Consider the following 22,225-nt stretch of genomic DNA (forward strand, 5'->3'; position numbering starts at 1 on the left):
AAAAGACGTTATCAGTAATAAATTAATTTCCGGGGAAAGTCCTGGAGCTCTTAAATCTCGATTATCTAGCGAACAATGATAATAGCCAAAAATATTCATAAATACTACGGAGACCTGCACGTACTAAAAGGGCTCGACCTTCATATTAAAAAAAGCGAAATTGTTTCTATTGTGGGGGCTTCGGGAGCGGGTAAAACCACTTTACTTCAAATTTTGGGAACGCTGGATAAACCAGAAAAAAACAAAGATTCTACGCTTCAGATTAATAATACAGATATTTATAAACTTTCGTCCCGGGATTTATCTAAATTCAGGAATAAGAATATTGGGTTTATCTTTCAGTTTCACCAATTATTGCCTGAATTTACTGCCCTGGAGAATATTTGTATTCCGGCATTTATTAATAATACGCCAAAAGAAAAGGCCGAAGAACGCGCAAAAGAACTTTTAGGGTTTTTAGGCCTTAAAAACCGGGCACATCATAAACCCGCTGAACTTAGTGGCGGCGAGCAACAACGCATTGCGGTTGCAAGGTCTCTAATTAATAATCCCGCAGTGATTTTTGCCGATGAACCCTCGGGAAATTTAGATACCGAATCTGCCGAAAACCTTCACAAATTATTCTTTAAACTTAGGGACGAGTTTCAGCAAACTTTTGTAATTGTAACCCATAACGAGGAACTCGCCGATATGGCCGACCGGAAAATCACTATGCAGGACGGAAAAATTATTGACAAAAAGGAAATTTAAGCAGTTTGAAAAAAAGTGAACTCAAATCTTTTCTCGATTTTAAAGTCGAACAATACAATACGCCAGAATTTATAGAATCAGATCCTATTCAAATTCCGCATCAATTCAGTAAAAAGGAGGATATTGAAATTGCCGGTTTTCTTACCGCTACAATTGCCTGGGGAAACCGAAAAAGTATTCTCAAGAACGCAAATCGCTTAATGGAAATGCTGGACCGCAGTCCGCACGATTTCATTATTAATCATTCTGAAAGCGATTTAGAAAGCTTAACGGGATTTGTTCACCGCACTTTTAATGATATTGATCTTATTTATTTTATTTCATCATTAAAAAATATCTACTTAAACCACGGTGGTATTGAAACTGTTTTTACACAATATGCTGAAAAAGATTCCCTTCAACCCGCTATTCACGAATTCAAGAAAATATTTTTTGAAATCTCGCATCCTCCACGAACCCAAAAACATGTAAGTGATCCGCTGAAGAATTCGGCTGCAAAACGAATAAATATGTACCTGCGGTGGATGGTGAGAAAAGACCAGGCCGGGGTAGATTTTGGCCTTTGGAACAACCTTAATGCTTCGCAATTAAGTTGCCCTTTAGATGTACATTCTGGAAATGTAGCCAGGAAATTAAAACTCTTGAAACGCAAAACGAGTGATGCCAAAGCTTTAAATGAATTGGATAAAGCGTTACGAAAGTTAGATGCAATAGATCCCGTTAAATACGACTTTGCATTATTTGGATTAGGAGTCTTTGAAAAGTATTAGCAAAAGTTTAACAGGTTACACTTAATTTTGTTAAATTTGTTTTAATGCAATCTTCAAATATATGTTAAGTCCTGCTATTCCAGATAACGAAAGCCAACGATTAAAAGCGCTTGAGGACGCCAACATTTTATACAGTCCCACCGAAGAGGAATTTGATAATATCACTCAACTTGCGTCTTTTATTTGCCAAACACCAATTTCCTTAATTTCCCTTGTAGGGGAACACGAGCAGTGGTTTAAATCTAAATATGGTACAGATATGTGCACCTCAGAACGGGATATTTCGTTTTGTAGTCACGCCATTCTGGAACCGGAGAAACTAATGGAAATTGAAGATACCCGCTTAGACGGGCGGTTTTTAGATAATCCTTTTGTACTTGCCGATAATGATCCTATAATTTATTATGCCGGTATGCCTCTAAAAAACTATGATGATATGGTTTTGGGCACTCTTTGTGTAATTGATACAAAACCGAATAAACTAAGCCAGGAACAAAAAAAGGCATTAAAATCATTGGCGAAACAGGTAGAAATTCTATTGGAATTGAAACGTAAAAACGATTACCTGGAGAATATTAAAAAGCAATTAAACGAGCATAATGCAATGCTCAAGGATTTTGCCGGGGTGGTTTCACACGATATGAAAATGCCCCTGGCCAATATGATTATCTCTGCAGATATTTTAAAAGCAAAATTTGGTAGTAAACTTGGAGAAGAAGGTTTAGATTATTTAAAAAACCTAAAACAAGCCGGATTAAAGCTTAGCAGCTACATAAATGGCATTTTAGATCATTATGAGAGTGATAATATTGCCGCTTCAAACAGCGAAGAATTTGATGTGCACCAACTGCTGGAAGAAATTATAGACCTTTTAACTATTACAGAAGATTGCGTAATTAACCTTCCAGAAGATAATAGCATTATTAGTTCTAACCGTGCAGCCCTGGAACAAATCTTTTTAAATTTATTAGGGAACAGCCTTAAATACAACGATAAACCCAAGATTGTTATTGATATTGAATTCTCTCAAAACCCCGATTTTTATTACTTCAGCATACAGGATAACGGGATAGGTATTCCAAAAGAGAAAGAAGATGATATTTTTAAACTTTTTACCACCGTTGCCAAAAGTGATCGCTCTGGAAATAAGGGCAATGGTATTGGGCTTTCTACAGTAAAAAGATTGGTGGGTAATTTAGGAGGGAATTTAAAAGTGACTTCGGAAATGGGAAAAGGTACCAGATTTGATTTTTCTATTAGCCGAAAAGCTTAAATAGCAAGCTTTTTCATCAAAAATCGAAGATTTTTTTATATATTATTGTATTAATTGCAAAAAAGTATGCAACAAAAAAAATTTTCTTCAAATGAGAGATTACGTCGGGCAGCGCTTGCTGAATATGCAATTTTTAAATCGGGAGAAGACAAGGACTACGATCAGCTTACTTTTTTAGCGGCAAAGATTTGCCAGGTTCCAGTAGCAAAAATTAGTATTATTGGTAAAAATAATATCTGGTATAAATCGGCTTACGGTACTCAACTGGCCGAACTTCCCCGGGAAAATGCTTTATGCGAGCATTCCATTCACACAAGCGAAGAAATCTTTATAATTAATAGCGGCGAGCATCCAGGGTTATTTGAAAATGCCAGGAATATTTACGATCGTGAGTATCATTTTTATGCAGGGGTGCCACTTTTAAATGCAAATGGCCACGCAATAGCCGTTTTCTGCATTTTTGATACACGAATTAGGGAGTTAGATGAAGATCAGAAAAAATCTTTACTGGCTTTAGCGAACCAAAGTATGAACCTCTTTGAATCGCGAAAACATAAAAACAAACTTCAACACGTACAGCGAAAGTTGAAGCAAAAATATAAGGAACTGGAAAAATTTGCCAGCCTGGTTTCTCACGATATTAAATCGCCTCTCGCCAATATTATTTCCTTAACCGAATTGCTTAAAGACGAAAACAAGGAAAAACTTGATAAACAAAGCAGGCAGTATCTCGATTTTTTAGTAGAATCGTCTTATTCCCTTCGCAATTATGTAGATGGAATTTTAAGTTTTTATCGCAGCGATCATGTTTTAGAAAAAGATTATGAAGATGTGCACCTCCCTACCCTTTTAAAGCGAATTACAGATCTTTATAAACTGGAAGAAAATGTAGAAATCACCTACCCCAATAAAGGTCATCTTAAAAATATAAACAAAGCTGCGCTTAGCCAGGTTTTTATGAATCTAATAAGCAACGCTTTAAAATATAATACTTCAGAAGTTAGAAAAGTGGATATTAATTTCAAAACTACTTCAACTTATTATTGTTTTGAAGTTAGCGATAATGGCATTGGAATTTCTGCTACCGATAAGGAAAAGATCTTTCAGCTTTTTGCTACTTTAGATGCCAAAGACAGGTACGGCAATCCCGGTAGCGGCATAGGCCTTGCCACGGTTAAAAAACATATAGAACAAATGAATGGCAGTATTGAAGTGATTTCTGAAAAAGGTAAAGGCTGTACTTTTAAATTCAAAATTAAACGGCCTTAGCTTAAATTCCATTTCATATATTTGAAAAACTTTTTAAAGCTTTATGGAATTTAAACAGCCGGAATTACTTTATGCCCTGTTTTTACTACTCATACCGCTGGCTGTTCACTTATTTCAACTACGCCGCTTTCAAAAAGAAGATTTTACCAATGTAAAATTTCTAAAAAAAGTAATTCGCCAAACCCGTAAGAGCTCTCGCTTAAAAAAATGGTTGGTACTGGCTACAAGAATGCTTATGCTCACCGCTTTAATTTTAGCGTTTGCTCAACCCTATTTTCCTGCTAAAAACCCTGAAGCAACCCAAAGTGCTCAGCTTATTTTTCTAGATAATTCTTACAGTATGCAAGCCACCGGCAGAAATGGCGAACTACTGGCCGCCACCATTCAGGATTTGATTAAAAATCTTCCTGAAGATAAAGAAATAAGCCTGTTTACCCATACTAACGAGTTTAAAAACCTTACTGCGGAAGAATTAATCACCGAACTTCAAAACATCGATTTTGCAGAAAATTCATCCGAATTTAATACGCTGAATTTAAGAGCTCAACAACTTCTGAAAAGTTCTACCGGAGACAAAAATGTCATTTTTATTTCTGATTTTCAGCAAAATTTGAAGCCTGAAGACTTATCATATAAGTCCAATATAAATTACCATTTAATTCCTGCAATTCCCGAAAATACTCAGAATATCAGTATAGACTCTGTATCTATAAGCAATCGCGAAGCTTCTGAAATTAGCTTAAAGGTCTTATTAAGCAGTTCTGTGGAAATTTTAGAACCTGTAAGTGTTTCGGTTTATAACGGGGAAGAACTTTTTGCAAAAACTGCCGTAAATTTTAAGGAAAATCAAACAACGGAAACCAATTTTAAAATAAATGAAGAAGAAATTTCTAAAGGAAGAATAAGTATTGAAGACGCCTCTTTGAATTACGATAATTCGATGTTTTTTAGCTTAAATAAGCTTGAACCAGCCAATGTAGTGGTTATAAGTCAGAATACAGATGCCAGTTTTCTTAGCCGCATCCTTACTCCTCCTGAATTTAATACTGAAATCTTTGAAATAGATCAACTTGATTTTAATACTTTAAACTCCGCAGATTTGGTGGTGCTAAATGAGCTAGAAACTATCTCGAGCGCTTTAGAATCTAACCTTTTAAACCTTCAAAAGAATGGGGTTCCACTGGTAATTGTTCCTGCAGAAAACTTAGATATAAATTCCTACAATAACTTTCTTAGTCGAATAAATGCACCAGGAATTTCTGAATTAAAAACCCCGGAAACTTTAATAACCGATCTTGCTTTTGATCATCCTTTGCTTACCGGAGTTTTTGAAGAAAGAATTAAGAATTTTGATTATCCTAAGGTGCAGACTTATTATAATTTGAACGGAGGAAATAAAGTGATTTCATTTCAAAATAATTCAGGCTTTTTACTGGAAAGTAATGGAGTATTTCTTTTTTCCGCAGCCTTAAATTCCGAAAATTCAAACTTTAGAAATTCTCCATTAATTGTTCCTGTTTTTTATAATATAGGTCTTAGTGCTTTAAAAACGCCAAATTTATACTACGAAACGGGGCAAGAGAATGAGATCAATATTCCGCTTCAAACGCAGCAAGACGAGGTTGTTCATATTGTTTCAGATACCGAAGATTTTATTCCGCAGCAACGAGCCCTGGGCGATAATCTGGAGATTTTAACTTCCGGCCTCGATATAGCTTCAGGAAATTATTCGCTGGTATACAAAAACGAAAACCAGGGTTATATAAGTTTTAACTCGCCAAGGACCGAAAGTGAATTGGAATATAATATTCCCCAGGAAGCAGAAAATGTAAAAATACATTCCAACATAGCATCTTATTTTAATGAAATAAATGCGGCGGGGCAAAGCAACGAGCTTTGGAAATGCTTTGTTATTTTTGCACTTATATTTTTAACCGCGGAGATGTTTCTTTTAAAATATTTAAAATAATCGCATTATTACTGAATCGGGATTAGCAACAGATTTGGATAAAAACATAACTAAATGAAACTACTTTTAAAATCGGCAACAATAATAGATAAACACTCAGCTTACCATAAAAAAAAGCTGGATATTCTAATAGAGAATGGGATTATAATAAAAATAGGAAATGATATTTCTACCAAAGCCGATAAAGTGATTTCTGAAGAAAATCTTCACGTTTCCCGGGGCTGGTTTGATAGTAGTGTGAGTTTTGGAGAACCCGGTTTTGAAGAGCGGGAAACAATTGCCAACGGCCTTGATACAGCAGCAAAAAGCGGATTTACCAATATTGCATTAAACCCTAATACGTATCCGGTTCTTGACAATAACGGCGCAATTACTTCGGTAAAATCAAAGGCAGCACATCACCCGGTTAAAATGTTTCCTACAGGAGCTTTAACCATTAAAAGTGAAGGCGTAGATCTAGCCGAACTTTATGATATGAAACAGGGAGGCGCCATAGCTTTTGGAGATTATAAACGTGCTGTAAAAAATCCAAATTTGCTGAAAATCGCGCTTCAATATGCTCAAAATTTTAACGGATTAGTGCAATCTTTTCCGCAGGAAGATCGTATTGCCGGTAAAGGAATGGTAAACGAAGAACAAAGCAGTACCTCGTTAGGATTAAAAGGAATTCCCAACCTAGCCGAAGAATTGCAAATTACGCGAGACCTATATCTTCTGGAATACACCGGTGGGAAGTTGCATATTCCTACAATTTCTACTAAAAAATCGGTTTCCTTAATAAATGAAGCTAAAAAGAAAGGCCTGGATGTTAGCTGTAGTGTAGCTATTCATAATCTAATATTTACCGATGAACTACTGCAGGACTTTGATACCAATGCTAAGGTTTTGCCTCCGCTTAGAACTAAAGAAGATATAAAAGCGCTCATAAAAGGCTTAAAGGACGGAACTATAGATATGATTACCAGCGATCATACTCCTATTGATACCGAGCATAAAAAAGTAGAATTTGATAATGCTTTATATGGAAGTATTGGTTTGGAATCTGCTTTTGGAGCATTAAGCACAATTTTTTCTACCGAAGAAGTTATAGAAATACTTTCTAAAGGAAAACAAAGATTTGGGTTGGAAGACATAGAAATTAAAGAAGGAAATCCTGCAGATCTTAGTCTTTTTATCCCAAATGAAAAATATGAATTTAACGAAGCCCATATTTTTTCGACTTCAACAAACAGTATTTTTAAAGGGCATCAAATAAAAGGAAAAGCTTTGGGAATAATTACCAAAGCGGGAGATTTTGGTTTATAGATTTCACTATAAATTTAATACCTTTACAACCTAGAAAACCAGCTATGAAAACAGTGGCCGAAGAAGGAAAAACCCCAGCTATAGTTGCCTATCTCACGATTATTGGCACCATTATAGCCTATTTTATGAACAACGAAAATAAAAATCCGTTTGCTTCATTTCATATTAGGCAAGCTTTTGGCATCCACGTCACTTTCTATGTTTTAGGAGTGTTAGTAGGATTATTTGACAGCTGGTTAATTTCATCTGCCTTTTATATTTTTATTGCGGTTTTGGGTATTTATGGCCTGGTAACAGCAATTCAGGGCGAACAAAAAGAAGTGCCAATTTTAGGCGCATATTTTCAAAAATGGTTTAGTACAATAAATTAAATGAATACCAAAGAACTTTCTCTCCACCACCTTATAAGAAAACCGAAAACCCAAACTGAAAAGACCCCATTGCTCATTATGCTTCACGGCTATGGAAGTGATGAAAACGATCTTTTCTCTTTTGCTGAAGAATTACCCGATGAATTATTCGTGATTTCGGTAAAAGCACCTCACGCGATGCAACCTTACGGTAACGCCTGGTACGCGATTCACTGGGATAACCAGAATGGAAAATTTAGCGACGATGAGCAGGCCAAAGAATCCCGGGAGAAAATTACAGGTTTTATAGATGAAGCGATTGAAGCCTATAATTTAGATGCGGAAAATGTTACTCTTTTAGGCTTTAGCCAGGGTAGTATTTTAAGTTATGCGGTAGCCCTCTCCTATCCTGAAAAGGTTAAAAATATTGTCGCTCTTAGCGGTTATATAAATAAAGAAATTATAAAACCTGGATTTGAGAAAAATGATTTTTCTAAACTATCATTTTATTGTTCGCACGGTTCTCAAGACCAGGTGATTCCTGTAGAATGGGCTAGAAAAACCAAACCTGTTCTGGATAAACTTAATATTGAAAACAGTTATTCAGAATTTCCTGTAGGTCACGGGGTAGCGCCACAAAATTTCTTTGAATTAAGAGAATGGCTTAAAAAGCGAATTTAATTGGCTGCCGGGTAGATAAAAGACTTTTCGGCAATTAGCTCGGGCTTTCCGTTTTCATCAATAAAATAGGTGAAAAATACTTCTCCCCAGTAAGTGCCATCGGTAAAATCGGCAATAACCCACTTATGGTTTAAAACCTTGATGTTGTTGATATGCATATTACCTTCTATCCCGTCAAATGGAACATAAGAATTATCAACATCTACCTTATTCTGGTTCATTAATTCATTTTCTATAGCTTCACGAACATCTTCAGCTTCAATTCCCTTATTTTCAAAATAAGTCATAGCATCTTCGTTATCCATCAAAGAAAAATAACTTTCATTTTGGTTTAAAGCAGCTGCAGATTCATTCTCTAATTCCAGGCGTTCTACTTCGGCTTTCAATTTTTGAATTTCAGCATCGCGGGCATCAAGAATCTTTTTATCGTTCACATAAATAAAAATGGTAAACAAAAGTGAAAAGATAAAAAGGTAAAGTAATAAATTTTTACGCATCTTAAATGGTGATTTTTAGGTTATCGTAGGCCACGAATACATTTTCGGGAAGTTGTTGCTGCACTTCATCATGAAAGCCCAGTAAATGACTAATATGGGTTAAATAGGCTCTTTCGGGTTTAACTCTTGCTATAAATTCTAAGGCTTCCTCGAGGTTTAAGTGAGAATGGTGCGGCTCTATTCTTAGAGCGGTTACTACCAGCACCTTTACGCCATCCAGTTTTTGAACTTCTTCTTCCTCAATAGATTTAAGATCGGTAAGATAAGCGAAATCTTTAAGCCTAAACCCAAAAACCTGCAAGCGGTTGTGCATATAGTTTATGGGAGTAATTTTTAAATCTTTAAAGTAAAAATTTTCATTTATAATTTCATTCTCCTGTACTCCCGGCGCCCCGGGATATTTATTTGTTGAAGTAAATATATATTCAAATCGTTTTCTAAGAGATTCCAGCACTCTTTTATGAGCAAAAACCGGTATATCGCCCTGGCGGAAGAAAAAAGGCCTAATATCATCTAAACCTGCAGTATGATCGTTGTGTTCGTGGGTATATAAAATGGCATCAAGGCTTTCTACAGGGTTTGCCAGCATTTGCATCCTAAAATCAGGACCGCAATCTACTAGAATATTATATTCTTCCCATTTTACCAAAACCGATACCCGCAAGCGTTTATCTTTGGGATTATCACTAAGGCAAACCGGGTGTTTACTACCTATAATAGGGATTCCCTGTGAGGTGCCTGTACCTAAAAATATTACTTCCAAGAATTCTATGTTTTAGGCAAAAGTAAAGATATTTTTTTTCAATACCTTACCGATTTTAGTACCTTTGGATTAAGCAAAAAAGAAACCACACATAAAAGAAAAATTATGCCAATTACAATAATGGGCGATAAGGAATTTGAAAATGTTCCTTCAATTAAAAGCAAAGCACTTCGCATTAATTTAAATGAAAATATCTACGGAACTTTTTCTGAAATTGGTGCCGGCCAGGAAACGGTAAGAAATTTTTTTAGAGCCGGTGGCGCCTCCGGTACTATCGCAAAAGCCATGAGTGCCTACGATAAAGATTTTAGTGATGCAATCTACGGAGTGGAAAATGACAGGAGATATGTTACTGAGGCACGCTTAAAAAAGATGCTTTCTCACGAAATTGGCCTGATTGAGCAGCGAATTTCCCGTGAAAAACACCCTAATAAACTTTTCTTTAGTTACGCTAACACCGTTGCTACCATAGATTTTGCTAAGAAATATAAAGGTCACGGTTGGGTAGGAATTAGATATCAGGTGAGTCCTGAAGAAGATTATAACGAGATTAGCTTGCACGTTAGATTTCACGAAAACGATGCACGCCATCAACAAAATACGCTTGGAATACTTGGTGTAAATCTTATTTACGGGGCTTATTATAAATATGACAATCCTAAGAAACTTTTACGTTACCTCTACGATCATATAGATAAAGATCAAATAGAAATTGATACCATAAACTTTAGCGGTCCACGATTTGAAGGTGTAGACAACCGATTAATGAGTTTACAACTGGTTAAAAACGGAATGACAGATGCCGTTATGTTTGCTCCAGATGGTAACAACGTACTTCCTGCTAAAATACTTTACAAAAAGAATATCCTTGCGCTGCGCGGAAGTTTTAGACCGGTAACTAAGGTTAACATGGATATGTATGAGCGTTCGCTGGAATTATTCCTGAAAGAAAGCAAGGTAGAAAAAGAAAATACAGAAGTTATTTTTGAAATCACCCTTTCTAACCTAAGGGCCGAAGGTGAAATTGATGAACGCGATTTTATGGACCGGGCAAAACTTTTATGCTCCCTGGGACAAACCGTAATGATTTCCAATTTCCAGGAATATTATCGTGTAGTTGAATACTTCTCAAGATATTCTAAGCAAAGAATGGGCTTAACTATGGGTGTAAATAACCTGGTAGATGTGTTTGATGAGAAATATTATAGGCATCTAAGCGGTGGTATTCTGGAAGCTTTTGGTAAATTATTCTTTAAAGACCTTAAGGTTTACCTCTACCCGCTTAAAGATCCAGAAACCGGAGAAATTACTACCAGCGATAACTTAAAAGTTCATCCTAGAATGAAAGAATTGTATAAATTCTTTAAGTATAATGGTAGAGTTGAAGATATTGAGAATTACAATCCTGAAATTCTGGATGTTTATTCAAGAGAAGTTTTACAAATGATTAGTGAAGGAAAAGAAGGCTGGGAAGATATGTTGCCTGAAAAAACCACGAAAATGATTAAGGAACATAACCTTTTCCATTATAAAGAAAACAAGAAAAAAGCTGAAACTGAAGTTTAGTTTCATAAAATTCTAACAAAAAAATCCAGATGAATTAATCATCTGGATTTTTTATTTATTAGTCATCCTGAATTTATTTTAGGATCCAGGGTTTTTCTTTGCAAAAGCTTTAAGCTACACGCTCTATTTTAGCGCCAAGTGCTTTAAGACGTTCATCTATATTTTCGTAACCTCTGTCTATTTGTTCAATATTGTGTATGGTAGAAGTTCCTTTTGCTGAAAGTGCGGCAATTAATAAGGAAATTCCGGCCCTAATATCTGGAGAAGTCATTGTGGTAGCTTTTAACTGCGATTGAAAGTCGTGCCCAATTACCGTAGCCCGGTGCGGATCACAAAGAATAATCTTCGCTCCCATATCTATCAGTTTATCCACAAAGAATAATCTACTTTCAAACATTTTTTGGTGAATAAGTACACTTCCACGAGCCTGAGTAGCAACCACCAGAATAATACTCAATAAATCTGGCGTAAAACCTGGCCAGGGAGCATCGCTAATATTCATTATAGAACCATCTATAAAACTCTGAACCTCGTAGCCATTGGTGTGCGCAGGAATAAAAATATCGTCTCCTTTGCGTTCTATGGTGATTCCTAATTTTCTAAAAGTTGTTGGAATAATCCCCAACATGTCCCAGTTTACATTTTTAATGGTAAGTTCACTCTTGGTCATCGCCGCCATCCCAATCCAGGAACCGATTTCAACCATATCTGGAAGAATTCTATGTTCGCAACCTTTTAAGGAATCTACACCTTCAATAGTTAAAAGGTTAGAACCTACGCCACTAATTTTTGCGCCCATTGAATTCAGCATATTGCAAAGTTGCTGTAAATAAGGTTCACAAGCGGCGTTATAAATAGTAGTAGTTCCTTCAGCAAGAACAGCTGCCATTACAATATTTGCCGTACCGGTTACCGAAGCTTCTTCCAAAAGCATATAACTGCCTTTCAATCCGTTTGGAGCTTCTACGCCGTAAAAACGTTCTTCTTTATTGTATCTAAATTTAGCACCTAGTTTAATAAAACCTTCAAAATGCGTATCCAGCCTTCTTCTACCAATTTTATCGCCACCCGGTTTCGGAACAAATCCCTTACCGAATCTTGCCAGTAATGGTCCCACAATCATAATTGATCCTCGTAAACCACTACCGTCTTTTTTAAACTGGTCACTACTTAGATAATCTAGATCCAGATCATCACTTTTAAAAGAATAACTTCCTTTTCCAAGTTTTTTAATCTTTACTCCAAGATTTTCAAGAAGCTGAATTAATTTATTCACATCCAGGATATCTGGAATATTATTAATCACAACTTCATCTGAAGTTAATAATACGGCACATAGAATTTGCAGGGCTTCGTTTTTGGCTCCCTGTGGCTGAATTTCGCCACTAAGTTGCTGCCCGCCTTCAATTTGGAAAGTTCCCATGAAAGTAAAATATTATTTAGTAACGCTTGCGGCCACCTCCACCTTTGCGGTTGGATTTTTTAGGATTATTGTTTTTACCGGTGTGCTTCTTCTTATTTCTAATAAGGCTTGAAGCATCACTAAGATCTTCATCGGCATTTTTTAAATTAATTTTCCCGCCGCTAAGTTCCCGAAGATGTTCAAAAATTATCTCATCTTCTACAGTATCACGATTCCAATTAAGGTAAGATTTTTTCATATGGTTGGCTATCGTCAAAACCAAACCTTCTTTTAAAGGACCTTCTTCCCAATCTTTAACCTCATTAATCATTCGGTTAATATTATTTCCGTAGAAACGATATTTCGGAAAGTTTTGAGGATAACCTAACATTTCAGGACGCTCTTCCAGCATTTCCCGGGTTGGTTTAGGAAAAGGTGATTCTACATCAAGCTTAAAATCACTAATTATAAATAATTGATCCCATAATTTATGTTGAAAATCGGGTACATCGCGAAGATGCGGTTGCATATTACCCATTACGGCAATAATAGACTTTGCTACCTGGTTTCGTTCTTTATCATCTTCAATTTCAATGGCTTCTTCTACCATTTTTTGAAGATGTCTCCCGTATTCGGGAATAATTAAGTGTCTCCTTTCGGAGTTATATTCTAATGCGTGTGTCAAAATTGAAATTTATAAGATGATACTTTACTCGATAATCGAGACTTAAATACTTTGAGGCCAGGCTCAAAATCAAAAAAATCTTCCCTTTAATGCCTCATAGGCTTCCCCCAGAGGTAATTTACTGTAGAAGTTATTCGCTGCAAAATACTAAATATTATCGGGATAGATAAAATTTTTGAAAAATTAAAAAATCTACAGTTTCGGGGAAGATAATTCAGAAGATAATTTTTTACAATTTGCGGTCAGCCCTTTTTTTTATTCCTCCCTTCTGAAAGGATTAAAGAGAGATTACACCCTCTACTTTTTCTGCCACTTCTTTATATTTTTCAATTACAGCATCGGGATTCTTCATTCGCACATTTACCGATGTACTTATATAAGTTCCTTTTTTAGACTTCCTGGTAGTAATAACAGCTCCCATATTATTGAAGATCTCCTCAATAATTTTCACCTGGTTCGATTTTGCAGGAACTATAAATTTATATAAATATTCAGATGGCCAAAGAGATGTATCCTGTAATTGCGCTCTTAATTTGTTATAAAACTCTTCCTGATCTTTCGCTCCACTCATAATTTTCTAACTTAATTTTAGGCTGCAAAGATACATGGATTGCATACATTTTTATAATCAATTTCAAATGTCGAAATTTGCAGCGTGAAAAAACAGAAAATAGTAATTACCGGTGGCCCCGGTACCGGAAAATCTTCTATAATACGCCAGTTGGAAAAACATGGACATGAATGTCTTCATGAAATTTCCAGGCAGGTAACTTTAGAAGCCCAAAAACAGGGTATAGACCAATTATTTCTTGATAAACCCGTACTTTTTAGTGAAAAATTACTGGAAGGTCGAAAAATTCAGCATCGTGAGGCCGATATGCTACCGGCTTCAACCATTTTTATAGACCGTGGCCTTCCAGATGTATTGGCTTATATGGATTATTTTAAAACCGAATATTCTACTTATTTTACCAATACCTGTAAAGAATATTCTTATGATAAAATATTCTTTTTACCGCCCTGGGAAGAAATTTACCAAAGCGATAACGAGCGTTACGAGTCTTTTAAAGAAGCTAGCTTAATCTCTAAGTATCTCTTTGAAACCTACAAAACTTACGGTTATACCCCTATTGAAGTTCCTAAAACCTCTATTATTGAAAGAACTCAGTTCATTTTAAATAAAATTGAATAAGCTATTTGCAGGATGCACATTACATATTAAAAAAATACTGGGGACACTCGTCTTTCAGGCCGCTGCAGGAACCTGTTATAGAAAAACTCCTGGAGAAAAAAAATGTACTGGCGCTAATGCCAACCGGAGGTGGGAAGTCACTTTGCTTCCAGGTACCTGCATTAATTAAAGACGGAATATGTATTGTAATATCCCCGTTAGTTGCATTAATGGAAGATCAGGTAAATGCGCTTCAGCAAAAAGGAATAAAAGCAATGGCATTAACCGGCGGAATGGCTTACCGCGACCTGGATGCAGCGCTTGATAATTGTATTTACGGAAATTATAAATTCCTCTATCTTTCTCCTGAGAGACTCCAACAAGACCTGGTACAGGAACGCATTAAGTTGATGAATGTAAATCTAATCGCGGTAGATGAAGCACATTGTATTTCGCAATGGGGCCACGACTTTAGACCAGCATATAGAAATATTTCACTCTTAAAAGATTTAAAACCAGAAACACCTTTCATTGCACTTACAGCAACAGCAACCCCGGCGGTGGTGAAAGACATTGTAAAAGAATTGGAACTGGTAGATATTGAAGTTCTAAAAGATTCTTTTTATCGTTCAAATATTGCCTATAATGTCTTAATAGCTGAAGATAAATATTATAGATTATTTCAACTTCTGAATAATAAAAATGAGGCTGCGATAATATATGTTCGAAGCCGAAAAGCCAGTCTGGAAATAGCTGATTTATTGATCAAAAAAGGCTACAAAGCTGATGCCTTCCACGGGGGATTACAACCTAAAGAAAAAACAAAAAAGCTTACCAGCTGGCTAGAGAATAAGCATCATATTATGGTGGCTACCACTGCTTTTGGGATGGGAATAGATAAGCCAGATGTTAGGCAGGTAATTCATTTAAATTTACCAGAATCTTTAGAAAGCTATTTCCAGGAAGCCGGACGCGCAGGGAGAGATGGAGCAAAAGCAGATGCAACAATTTTAACTAATAAGAGCGACATCCCGGTTTTAAAAAATCAGTTTCTCGCTAATTTACCCCAACTGGAAGATGTAAAACTGGTTTATAAAAAGCTTAATACCTATTTCAGGATAGCCTACGGTGAAGGGGAGGAAACCGAACATAATTTTAGTTTTTCTAAATTTTGTGCCCAATACGAACTTCCATTTTCTAAAACTTACGAGGTGCTTCAGCTTTTAGATAGATGCAGCGTTCTAAAACTATCAAAGGAATTTCATAAAAGAACCAGTATTCATTTTATCATTTCTGGAAAGCAACTTCAGTATTATCTAGAGCAAAATCAGAAATACGAAAATTTTGTAAAAGCGCTATTAAGAACCTACGGTGGAATTCTGGAAAATAAAACAGCGATAGACCTGGCTTCGATTTGTAAAAAATCTAATATAGAGCAAGACAAAGCGCTAAAATTTCTTCAGGAGCTGGAAAAAGACCAGGTGCTGGAATACGTTTTTGCAGAACACGATGCAACCGTTTTATTTTTGGTTCCACGGGAAGACGATTTGGTTATTTTTCCGTTGGCGACATATATAAAGCAACATAACCAGTCTAAAAAAGAAAAAATAGATTCGGTTTTGGCTTATCTGGAGAATGAGAAGATTTGCCGAAGCAAGCAATTACTCGCATATTTTGGAGAGAAAAAAGTAGAAAACTGCGGAATTTGTTCGGTTTGCCAAAAACAAGCTGCGCCTTTAACCAGAGAGCTTAAAAATGCGATTTATAAAGAAATAATAAACATTTTAAAAACCTCTAACGCTTCTTCGCGGCAGCTCACCGAGGCCATTAATTATCCCGAAGATCAGGTTTTAGAAGTTTTACGATTATTAATAGACAAAGAATTAATTTCTCGAAAAAACGGGAATGTTTACCAAATAAATAGATGATGAGATCATTAAAAATAGTATTTATGGGCACGCCAGATTTTGCTGTGGCCAGCCTGGAAAGTATATTAAACGCCAATTATAATGTAGTTGGCGTAATAACAGCCCCCGATAAACCCGCTGGAAGAGGAAGAAAATTACAGGAAAGTCCGGTGAAAAAATTTGCGGTGAGCAAAGGTTTAAAGGTTTTGCAACCTACTAATTTAAAAGATCAAACTTTTATTGAAGAATTAAAAGCTCTTGAACCAAATGTACAGGTAGTTGTGGCTTTTAGAATGTTACCAAAAGTTGTTTGGGATTTGCCTAAATTTGGAACCTTCAATCTTCATGCTTCCCTCCTGCCTCAATATCGTGGTGCCGCTCCTATAAACTGGGCTATAATTAATAATGAAACAAAAACCGGGGTTTCAACATTTTTTCTTGATGAAAAGATTGATACCGGTGCGATGATACTTCAGAAGGAAATTGATATTGCTCCCGAAGAAAGTGTTGGTGAATTGCACGATAAATTACTGGAACTTGGCTCGGGTTTGGTGGTAGAAACACTTGAACTTATAGAAAATGGCAACCTCACTCCCACTCCACAACCCTTTAATGAAATATTAAAAGACGCCCCAAAATTAAATAGGGAGAACACAAAAATTAATTGGGACGATTCTTTAGATCAAATTTATAATTTAATTCGAGGCTTAAACCCTTACCCGGCCGCCTGGAGTATTTTGTTTAACGATAATAAAGAAGAAAAAGTAAAGATCTACGATTGCAAAAAAGAAAATACCAGTCATTCTTTAGAAAATGGCTGTATTTTGGTTGAAGATAAAAAGCTGAAGGTAGCAACAGAGGGCGGTTATCTAATAATTGAAGAATTACAACTTCCCGGAAAGCGAAAAATGGATGTAAAATCACTTTTAAACGGATATGATTTTACGGAAGGGTCAAAATTCCGCTAAGGCCTTATGGTTACTGAAACGGATAAAAATCAACTAAATTTATACTTGTTTATTAACAAAATGGCCGACTTATTAACAATATTCTGCATTTCCCTTGATATTACTTGCACGGCCGAGAATTCCATATAAATTTGTAAAGCAATTTAACAGAATGTTTAACCAACAATTTATTTAAAATTCAAATTATGAACAAAACAGATTTAATTGATGCAATGGCTGAAAACGCTGGAATCTCAAAAGCAGCAGCAAAAAAAGCCTTAGAATCTTTCCTGGAAAACGTAGAAAAATCTCTTAAAAAAGGAGATCGTGTTTCTTTAGTAGGATTTGGATCTTGGTCAGTTTCTAAAAGAGCTGCCCGTGAAGGAAGAAACCCACAAACCGGAAAAACCATTAAAATTGCTGCTAAAAATGTAGTGAAATTTAAGGCCGGTGCAGATTTACAAAAAGCTGTAAACTAATAATTTATATTAGTAAAACATTGAAAGCCTCTCATAAGAGAGGCTTTTTTAATGAAAATAATTTAAGTTTTAATTTGATTTTTTTTTAAATTAATAGTAGTTTAGATAAAAACATGCTAAAATGATCGCTTTAAAACCAACCAAAGGCCATCTATTGGTAGCAGAACCATCAATAATTGGAGATGTGGCATTTAACCGCTCTGTGGTTTTGCTTGCCGATCATTCTGAAGCGGGTTCTGTGGGTTTTATACTTAATAAAGCACTAGATTTTACTTTAAAAGACCTTGTACCTGATCTTTCTTCTAATTTTAAAATCTACAACGGTGGCCCGGTAGAGCAGGACAATCTTTACTTTATTCATAAAATACCAGATCTTATTCCCCAAAGTGTAGAAATTGCCAATGGCATTTATTGGGGCGGTAATTTTGATGTGGTTACAGAACTAATTAATCAAAAATTAATTAGTGAAAAAGAAATACGGTTCTTTTTAGGATATTCGGGTTGGGATGCCAATCAATTAGATGAAGAATTAAGTTCACACGCCTGGATTGTAACTACCAACGAAAATCCTAAAGACATTATAGAACGTCCATACCATTCCTTTTGGAAAGATAAAATGATGCAACTTGGCGGGGAATATATTTTATGGTCTAATGCACCAGAAAATCCCAGTTATAACTAACCCAATCTTGCTTTTACGTTTAATTTTGAAAGCAGGTCTTTAGCTACTTTATTTCCAAACTTCTTTTTACGATATTTTGTTACCGGTTGGATTCCTGTAATTACATTGGTTATAAACAACTCATCAGCTTTTTGAAGTTCAAAAGGAGAAATTGAAGTTTCTTCTAAAGTTAAATCGGGAAGGGTTTTAATAATTTCTAGTAATTTCTTCCGGGTAATTCCATTTAAAGCTCCATCGGTAAGTGGTGGCGTTTTTATTTTATCTCCTTTTACAAGGAATAAATTACCATTTAAGGCTTCAACCACATTCTTTTTTTCATTGATCAAAAAACAGTTTTCATATCCATTCTCTGAAGCAAAAATACTTCCCAGGACATTTATGGCGCGGTTATTTGACTTTATAGTAGAAAATAATCCGCTGGTTACGTAGTGATCTTTAAAAAGTTCTACTTCATAATCGTCTTCATTCAGTAAATAAAAAGCATCAGAAAGTTCTTTAGCAGTGATAATGAATCCTATTTCCCGCGTTGCTGGTTTATAATAACCTCCTTCTTTGCGGTAAGCCGAAAATTTTACACGCGCTGCTGTAGTATCTAAACCATTTTCTTTTACCAGGTCAAGAATCTCTTCTTCAAGAAATTCAGGTGAAAAATTAGCAGGAATTTCCATACGCATAATGCGCATAGAAGCCATAAGCCTAAAATAATGATCTTCCCAAAACATTATTTTTCCGCTAATTACACGAATGGTTTCAAACACCGCATCTCCATAGGCAAATCCCCGATTGGTTACCGAAATTGATGCCTGCTTATCTTTTACTAAATTTCCGTCTAGATTTATCATAAAAAAGCCCCGTTTTAGAACGGGGCAAAGGTAATATTTATCTTAAGATTATTAAGCAGATCCCAACACCTGTTTAAGGTTAGAGATCATATTTTCCCAAAGCATTTTGCCTTCTTCAATTTCATCTTCATCTTCGGCAAAATCGGTAATCATTATAGAAACATCTTTGGTAATTTCGTCTACCTGGATTCTTATTTCAAAAAAATAAGGAGTGTCTTCATCGTCAAGCCACTTAAATTTTACGCGCTCATCACTCTTTTTGCTTACCAATTTGGCTTTCTCTTCACTTCCTTCCCAAATAAAAGTAAACAATTCGCCCCGTGAATTCACATTATCTGCATACCATTCACTTAGTCCTGAGGGGGTTGATATATATTGGTATAACAATGAAGGAGAAGCCTGAATGGGAAATTCCATTTCGTACTTTATCTTATCTTCCATTTTTAGGTTTAATTAGTTTCGGGCAATATAGATATTAATTAGAAAGATAAAAAGAAAACAAATTAAATATTTTAGAAAATAATGTTTGCGTCAATACAAAATGTTTATATATTTGCACCCGCATTCACAACCAGCAAGAATGCTTGTAAAGTCAGGCCAACAGGCAGTTTACATAAAATTACGGCGAGGTAGCTCAGTTGGTTAGAGCGTCGGATTCATAACCCGGAGGTCCCGAGTTCAAATCTCGGTCTCGCTACTACAAAAATAAGGGGTTTCGAAAAATCGAAATCCCTTTTTCTTTTCCCAGGTACAACATAGGTACAACTTTTAGCATATTTTGCATTTTCATTTAATAGATTCTTCCTTGGTTTTATTTGAATGCAAAACCTGGATATACTGGACTAAGCTGACCCCCCTAACAGTCTATATTTAGCGTGCTGTCGTTCTGGCGGATGCTGACCCCCCTTAAGAAAACGAAGAGAGCTGGAATTTTAAATTATTCTGGAGTATGTTGACCCCTCTGGATGATTTATTTGGGAGCATGTTGACCCCCCTGGTTATTTTCTTTCAGGTTTTGGTTTATTTGGTGGTATCCACCAAAAGATGAGAAATGTCCGGAAAACCAAAACTAATGAGTCAAGTAAAACAAATACTTCGTCTGCACCACCAGGGAAAGGGAATAAAAACTATTGCAAAAGCGCTTTGCGTAAGTAAGAATACCGTTAAAGGCTATGTCCGTAAAGCTGATTCCAGCAGTCTTCCCATAGAAAGCTTGTTAGCCTTAGAGGATCCGGTTCTGGAGGGTAAACTATGGCCAGGAAATCCAGCCTATAAAGATGAGCGGTATGAGCAGCTCAAACCTCATTTAGCCTATTATTGTAAAGAGCTGGGCAAAGTAGGTGTAACGCGTTTGCTGCTCTGGGAGGAATATAAAACCGGGAACCCTTATCCCTATAGTTATGCGCAGTTCTGTTACCATATGCTGCAACATCTTCGTAGTGGGAAGCCCTCTATGGTATTGAATCATAAACCAGGCGATAAACTTTACGTGGATTATGCGGGTAAACTTTTATCCTACATCGACCGGCAGACTGGAGAAGAAATTAAAGTCCAGGTCTTTGTAGCCTGTCTGCCTTACTCTGACTATTGCTTTGCCATGGCGGTACCCAGCCAAAAGCTGGAAGATTTTATCTATGCCCTGAGTTGTTGTTTAAAGGAACTGGGTGGAGTTCCGTTAACCCTGGTACCGGATAACCTGAAGGCAGCCGTGATTAAAGCCAATCCTTATGAACCCGATATTAATCGGGCATTGGAGGATTTTGCCAACCATTATGGTACTTCGGTGACCCCGACAAGGCCTAGAAAGCCCCAGGACAAAAGTTTAGTAGAGAACCAGGTGAAGCTGATCTATAACCGGGTATATGCCAAGTTACGCAAGCTCACTTTCTTCGACCTTCCTTCTTTAAACAAAGCCATTGCCCAAAAAGTCAGGGAACATAACCAGACCCGTATGCAACAGAAAGATTATTGCAGAGAAGAGAAGTTCCTGGCCGATGAAAAGCATACCCTGCAGCCTTTACCGGAAACAAGCTTCGAGATCAAATATTATCGGGAACATAAGGTGGCTAAAAACAATCATATTTACCTGGGTATGGATAAACACTATTATAGTGTACCCTTCACCTATATCGGAATGAAGGTCAAAGTGATCTACACCAGATCCCTGGTGAAAATATATTCCAAAGCAGATCCGATTGCCACGCACCTTAGGAATCATCGAAAAGGTGGGTATACCACCCGCAAGGAACACCTGTGTTCCCACCATCAGTACTACAAAGAGCGAAGCCCCACCTATTACATGCAACGCGGCTATAATCATTCCGAGACACTATACCGGTATATGGAAGCCTTGTTCAAACAGGATAAATATCCGGAGCAGCTTTATAAAACCTGTGATGGGATTATGAACCTTGCTCGAAAGACAAACCTAGAACCTTTTACCAAAGCCTGCGATATAGCGCTGGAGCATCAGAATTACTCCTACAAGTTGTTAAAACAGGTCCTGGAAAACCGAATGACCGAATACCCTGAGGAGCCTGTGATAAAATCGCTGCCCTCTCACGGAAATATCCGTGGAGCATCATCTTATAAATAAGTAATCCATAAAAATTAATATATGAATCCTATTGAAAATCAATTAACACAGCTACGGCTTAATGGCATGCACAGCAGCTGGAAAGCCATGGTAGAGACCCGACAGCATCACGAGCTATCCTTTGGGGAAGGCCTGGAAGTCTTATTGCAGGCGGAAGCAGAAGACCGAACCCACCTGGTTTTCATCGGAAATAATCGGGGTTTTAGAAAAGGTAAAAGCATTTATTTCAAGCTGTGGTTGATATGCATCGGGCTCAATAAATCGAGCACTTAAAGTGCGTTTTATATCGCTGAGTTTGGAATTTAATTTGGTACGGTAACA

23 protein-coding genes and 1 tRNA gene are annotated in these 22,225 nt (G+C 36.4%); 17 read left to right on the top strand and 7 right to left on the bottom strand.

What is annotated here, in order from left to right:
- Positions 1-75 precede the first annotated feature (75 nt).
- The 8 genes from BM084_RS13320 to BM084_RS13355 all read left to right on the top strand — a co-directional run bounded on the left by BM084_RS13320 (position 76) and on the right by BM084_RS13355 (position 8,367).
- On the top strand, positions 76-750 hold the full coding sequence (locus tag BM084_RS13320; RefSeq protein WP_093305421.1) for an ABC transporter ATP-binding protein: 675 nt from the start codon (positions 76-78) through the stop codon (positions 748-750).
- 5 nt (positions 751-755) lie between these two features.
- Entirely contained in the window at positions 756-1,520 is a 765-nt protein-coding gene (locus BM084_RS13325) for a TIGR02757 family protein (RefSeq protein WP_093305423.1), read from the top strand.
- A gap of 61 nt (positions 1,521-1,581) precedes the next feature.
- Complete coding sequence (locus BM084_RS13330) at positions 1,582-2,793, top strand: sensor histidine kinase (RefSeq protein WP_093305425.1); 1,212 nt, start codon at positions 1,582-1,584, stop codon at positions 2,791-2,793.
- Positions 2,794-2,859: 66 nt separating this feature from the next.
- Positions 2,860-4,062, top strand: coding sequence for a sensor histidine kinase (locus tag BM084_RS13335; RefSeq protein ID WP_093305427.1), 1,203 nt, complete (start codon positions 2,860-2,862; stop codon positions 4,060-4,062).
- A 43-nt stretch (positions 4,063-4,105) separates the two neighbouring features.
- Positions 4,106-6,031 carry a BatA domain-containing protein gene (locus BM084_RS13340; protein ID WP_093305429.1) on the top strand — a complete coding sequence of 642 codons (1,926 nt, stop codon included), beginning with the start codon at positions 4,106-4,108 and terminating at the stop codon, positions 6,029-6,031.
- A gap of 54 nt (positions 6,032-6,085) precedes the next feature.
- Positions 6,086-7,336, top strand: coding sequence for a dihydroorotase (locus tag BM084_RS13345; RefSeq protein WP_093305431.1), 1,251 nt, complete (start codon positions 6,086-6,088; stop codon positions 7,334-7,336).
- A 44-nt stretch (positions 7,337-7,380) separates the two neighbouring features.
- Positions 7,381-7,707, top strand: coding sequence for a DUF4870 domain-containing protein (locus BM084_RS13350; RefSeq protein WP_075327010.1), 327 nt, complete (start codon positions 7,381-7,383; stop codon positions 7,705-7,707).
- Entirely contained in the window at positions 7,708-8,367 is a 660-nt protein-coding gene (locus BM084_RS13355) for an alpha/beta hydrolase (protein WP_075327011.1), read from the top strand.
- Here BM084_RS13355 and BM084_RS13360 read toward each other — a convergent pair.
- Together BM084_RS13360 and BM084_RS13365 are read right to left on the bottom strand one after the other, a co-directional pair.
- A complete protein-coding gene (locus tag BM084_RS13360) occupies positions 8,364-8,864 on the bottom strand; it encodes a hypothetical protein (RefSeq protein WP_093305433.1) in 501 nt (166 codons plus the stop codon). The two genes, BM084_RS13355 and BM084_RS13360, sit on opposite strands and share 4 nt — an antisense overlap.
- A gap of 1 nt (position 8,865) precedes the next feature.
- Positions 8,866-9,627, bottom strand: coding sequence for an MBL fold metallo-hydrolase (locus tag BM084_RS13365; protein WP_093305435.1), 762 nt, complete (start codon positions 9,625-9,627; stop codon positions 8,866-8,868).
- Positions 9,628-9,732: 105 nt separating this feature from the next.
- Here BM084_RS13365 and BM084_RS13370 point away from each other — a divergent pair, with 105 nt between their 5' ends.
- The gene (locus tag BM084_RS13370) at positions 9,733-11,193 is read left to right on the top strand and encodes a nicotinate-nucleotide adenylyltransferase (RefSeq protein WP_093305437.1); all 1,461 of its coding nucleotides are present in this window, start codon (positions 9,733-9,735) and stop codon (positions 11,191-11,193) included.
- 109 nt (positions 11,194-11,302) lie between these two features.
- Here the strand turns inward: BM084_RS13370 and murA are convergent, their stop codons facing one another.
- From murA to BM084_RS13385, 3 genes are all read right to left on the bottom strand, one after another.
- Positions 11,303-12,616, bottom strand: a complete 1,314-nt coding sequence (murA, locus tag BM084_RS13375) for a UDP-N-acetylglucosamine 1-carboxyvinyltransferase (RefSeq protein WP_075327015.1) — start codon at positions 12,614-12,616, stop codon at positions 11,303-11,305.
- Between the two features lie 16 nt (positions 12,617-12,632).
- Positions 12,633-13,280: a DUF4290 domain-containing protein gene (locus BM084_RS13380; RefSeq protein ID WP_075327016.1), complete on the bottom strand. Its 648-nt coding sequence runs from the start codon at positions 13,278-13,280 to the stop codon at positions 12,633-12,635.
- A 277-nt stretch (positions 13,281-13,557) separates the two neighbouring features.
- Positions 13,558-13,851 carry a DUF493 family protein gene (locus tag BM084_RS13385; RefSeq protein WP_075327017.1) on the bottom strand — a complete coding sequence of 98 codons (294 nt, stop codon included), beginning with the start codon at positions 13,849-13,851 and terminating at the stop codon, positions 13,558-13,560.
- An 84-nt stretch (positions 13,852-13,935) separates the two neighbouring features.
- Between BM084_RS13385 and BM084_RS13390 the strand changes: the two genes are divergently transcribed.
- The 5 genes from BM084_RS13390 (at position 13,936) to BM084_RS13410 (ending at position 18,466) form a co-directional block, all read left to right on the top strand.
- The gene (locus BM084_RS13390; protein WP_075327018.1) at positions 13,936-14,472 is read left to right on the top strand and encodes an AAA family ATPase; all 537 of its coding nucleotides are present in this window, start codon (positions 13,936-13,938) and stop codon (positions 14,470-14,472) included.
- A 5-nt stretch (positions 14,473-14,477) separates the two neighbouring features.
- Complete coding sequence (locus BM084_RS13395) at positions 14,478-16,379, top strand: RecQ family ATP-dependent DNA helicase (RefSeq protein WP_093305439.1); 1,902 nt, start codon at positions 14,478-14,480, stop codon at positions 16,377-16,379.
- Positions 16,379-17,326, top strand: a complete 948-nt coding sequence (gene fmt, locus BM084_RS13400; RefSeq protein WP_093305441.1) for a methionyl-tRNA formyltransferase — start codon at positions 16,379-16,381, stop codon at positions 17,324-17,326. The genes BM084_RS13395 and fmt overlap by 1 nt, the downstream gene beginning before the upstream one ends.
- Positions 17,327-17,511: 185 nt before the next feature.
- Positions 17,512-17,784, top strand: coding sequence for an HU family DNA-binding protein (locus tag BM084_RS13405; RefSeq protein ID WP_006990442.1), 273 nt, complete (start codon positions 17,512-17,514; stop codon positions 17,782-17,784).
- A gap of 121 nt (positions 17,785-17,905) precedes the next feature.
- Entirely contained in the window at positions 17,906-18,466 is a 561-nt protein-coding gene (locus BM084_RS13410; RefSeq protein ID WP_075327021.1) for a YqgE/AlgH family protein, read from the top strand.
- Here BM084_RS13410 and BM084_RS13415 read toward each other — a convergent pair.
- Both BM084_RS13415 and BM084_RS13420 read right to left on the bottom strand, forming a co-directional pair.
- Positions 18,463-19,308, bottom strand: coding sequence for an aminotransferase class IV (locus BM084_RS13415; RefSeq protein WP_075327022.1), 846 nt, complete (start codon positions 19,306-19,308; stop codon positions 18,463-18,465). The two genes, BM084_RS13410 and BM084_RS13415, sit on opposite strands and share 4 nt — an antisense overlap.
- 51 nt (positions 19,309-19,359) lie before the next feature.
- The gene (locus BM084_RS13420; RefSeq protein ID WP_075327023.1) at positions 19,360-19,749 is read right to left on the bottom strand and encodes an START-like domain-containing protein; all 390 of its coding nucleotides are present in this window, start codon (positions 19,747-19,749) and stop codon (positions 19,360-19,362) included.
- A 182-nt stretch (positions 19,750-19,931) separates the two neighbouring features.
- Between BM084_RS13420 and BM084_RS13425 the strand changes: the two genes are divergently transcribed.
- The 3 genes from BM084_RS13425 (at position 19,932) to BM084_RS19210 (ending at position 22,177) form a co-directional block, all read left to right on the top strand.
- A tRNA-Met gene (locus BM084_RS13425) sits at positions 19,932-20,005 on the top strand.
- 375 nt (positions 20,006-20,380) lie between these two features.
- Positions 20,381-21,904, top strand: coding sequence for an IS21 family transposase (gene istA / locus BM084_RS13430; protein ID WP_218152250.1), 1,524 nt, complete (start codon positions 20,381-20,383; stop codon positions 21,902-21,904).
- 21 nt (positions 21,905-21,925) lie between these two features.
- Positions 21,926-22,177, top strand: a complete 252-nt coding sequence (locus BM084_RS19210) for a hypothetical protein (RefSeq protein WP_177195706.1) — start codon at positions 21,926-21,928, stop codon at positions 22,175-22,177.
- Positions 22,178-22,225: the final 48 nt, after the last annotated feature.

This window comes from Salegentibacter agarivorans (genome assembly GCF_900113135.1).
In the GTDB taxonomy this organism is placed as follows: domain Bacteria; phylum Bacteroidota; class Bacteroidia; order Flavobacteriales; family Flavobacteriaceae; genus Salegentibacter; species Salegentibacter agarivorans.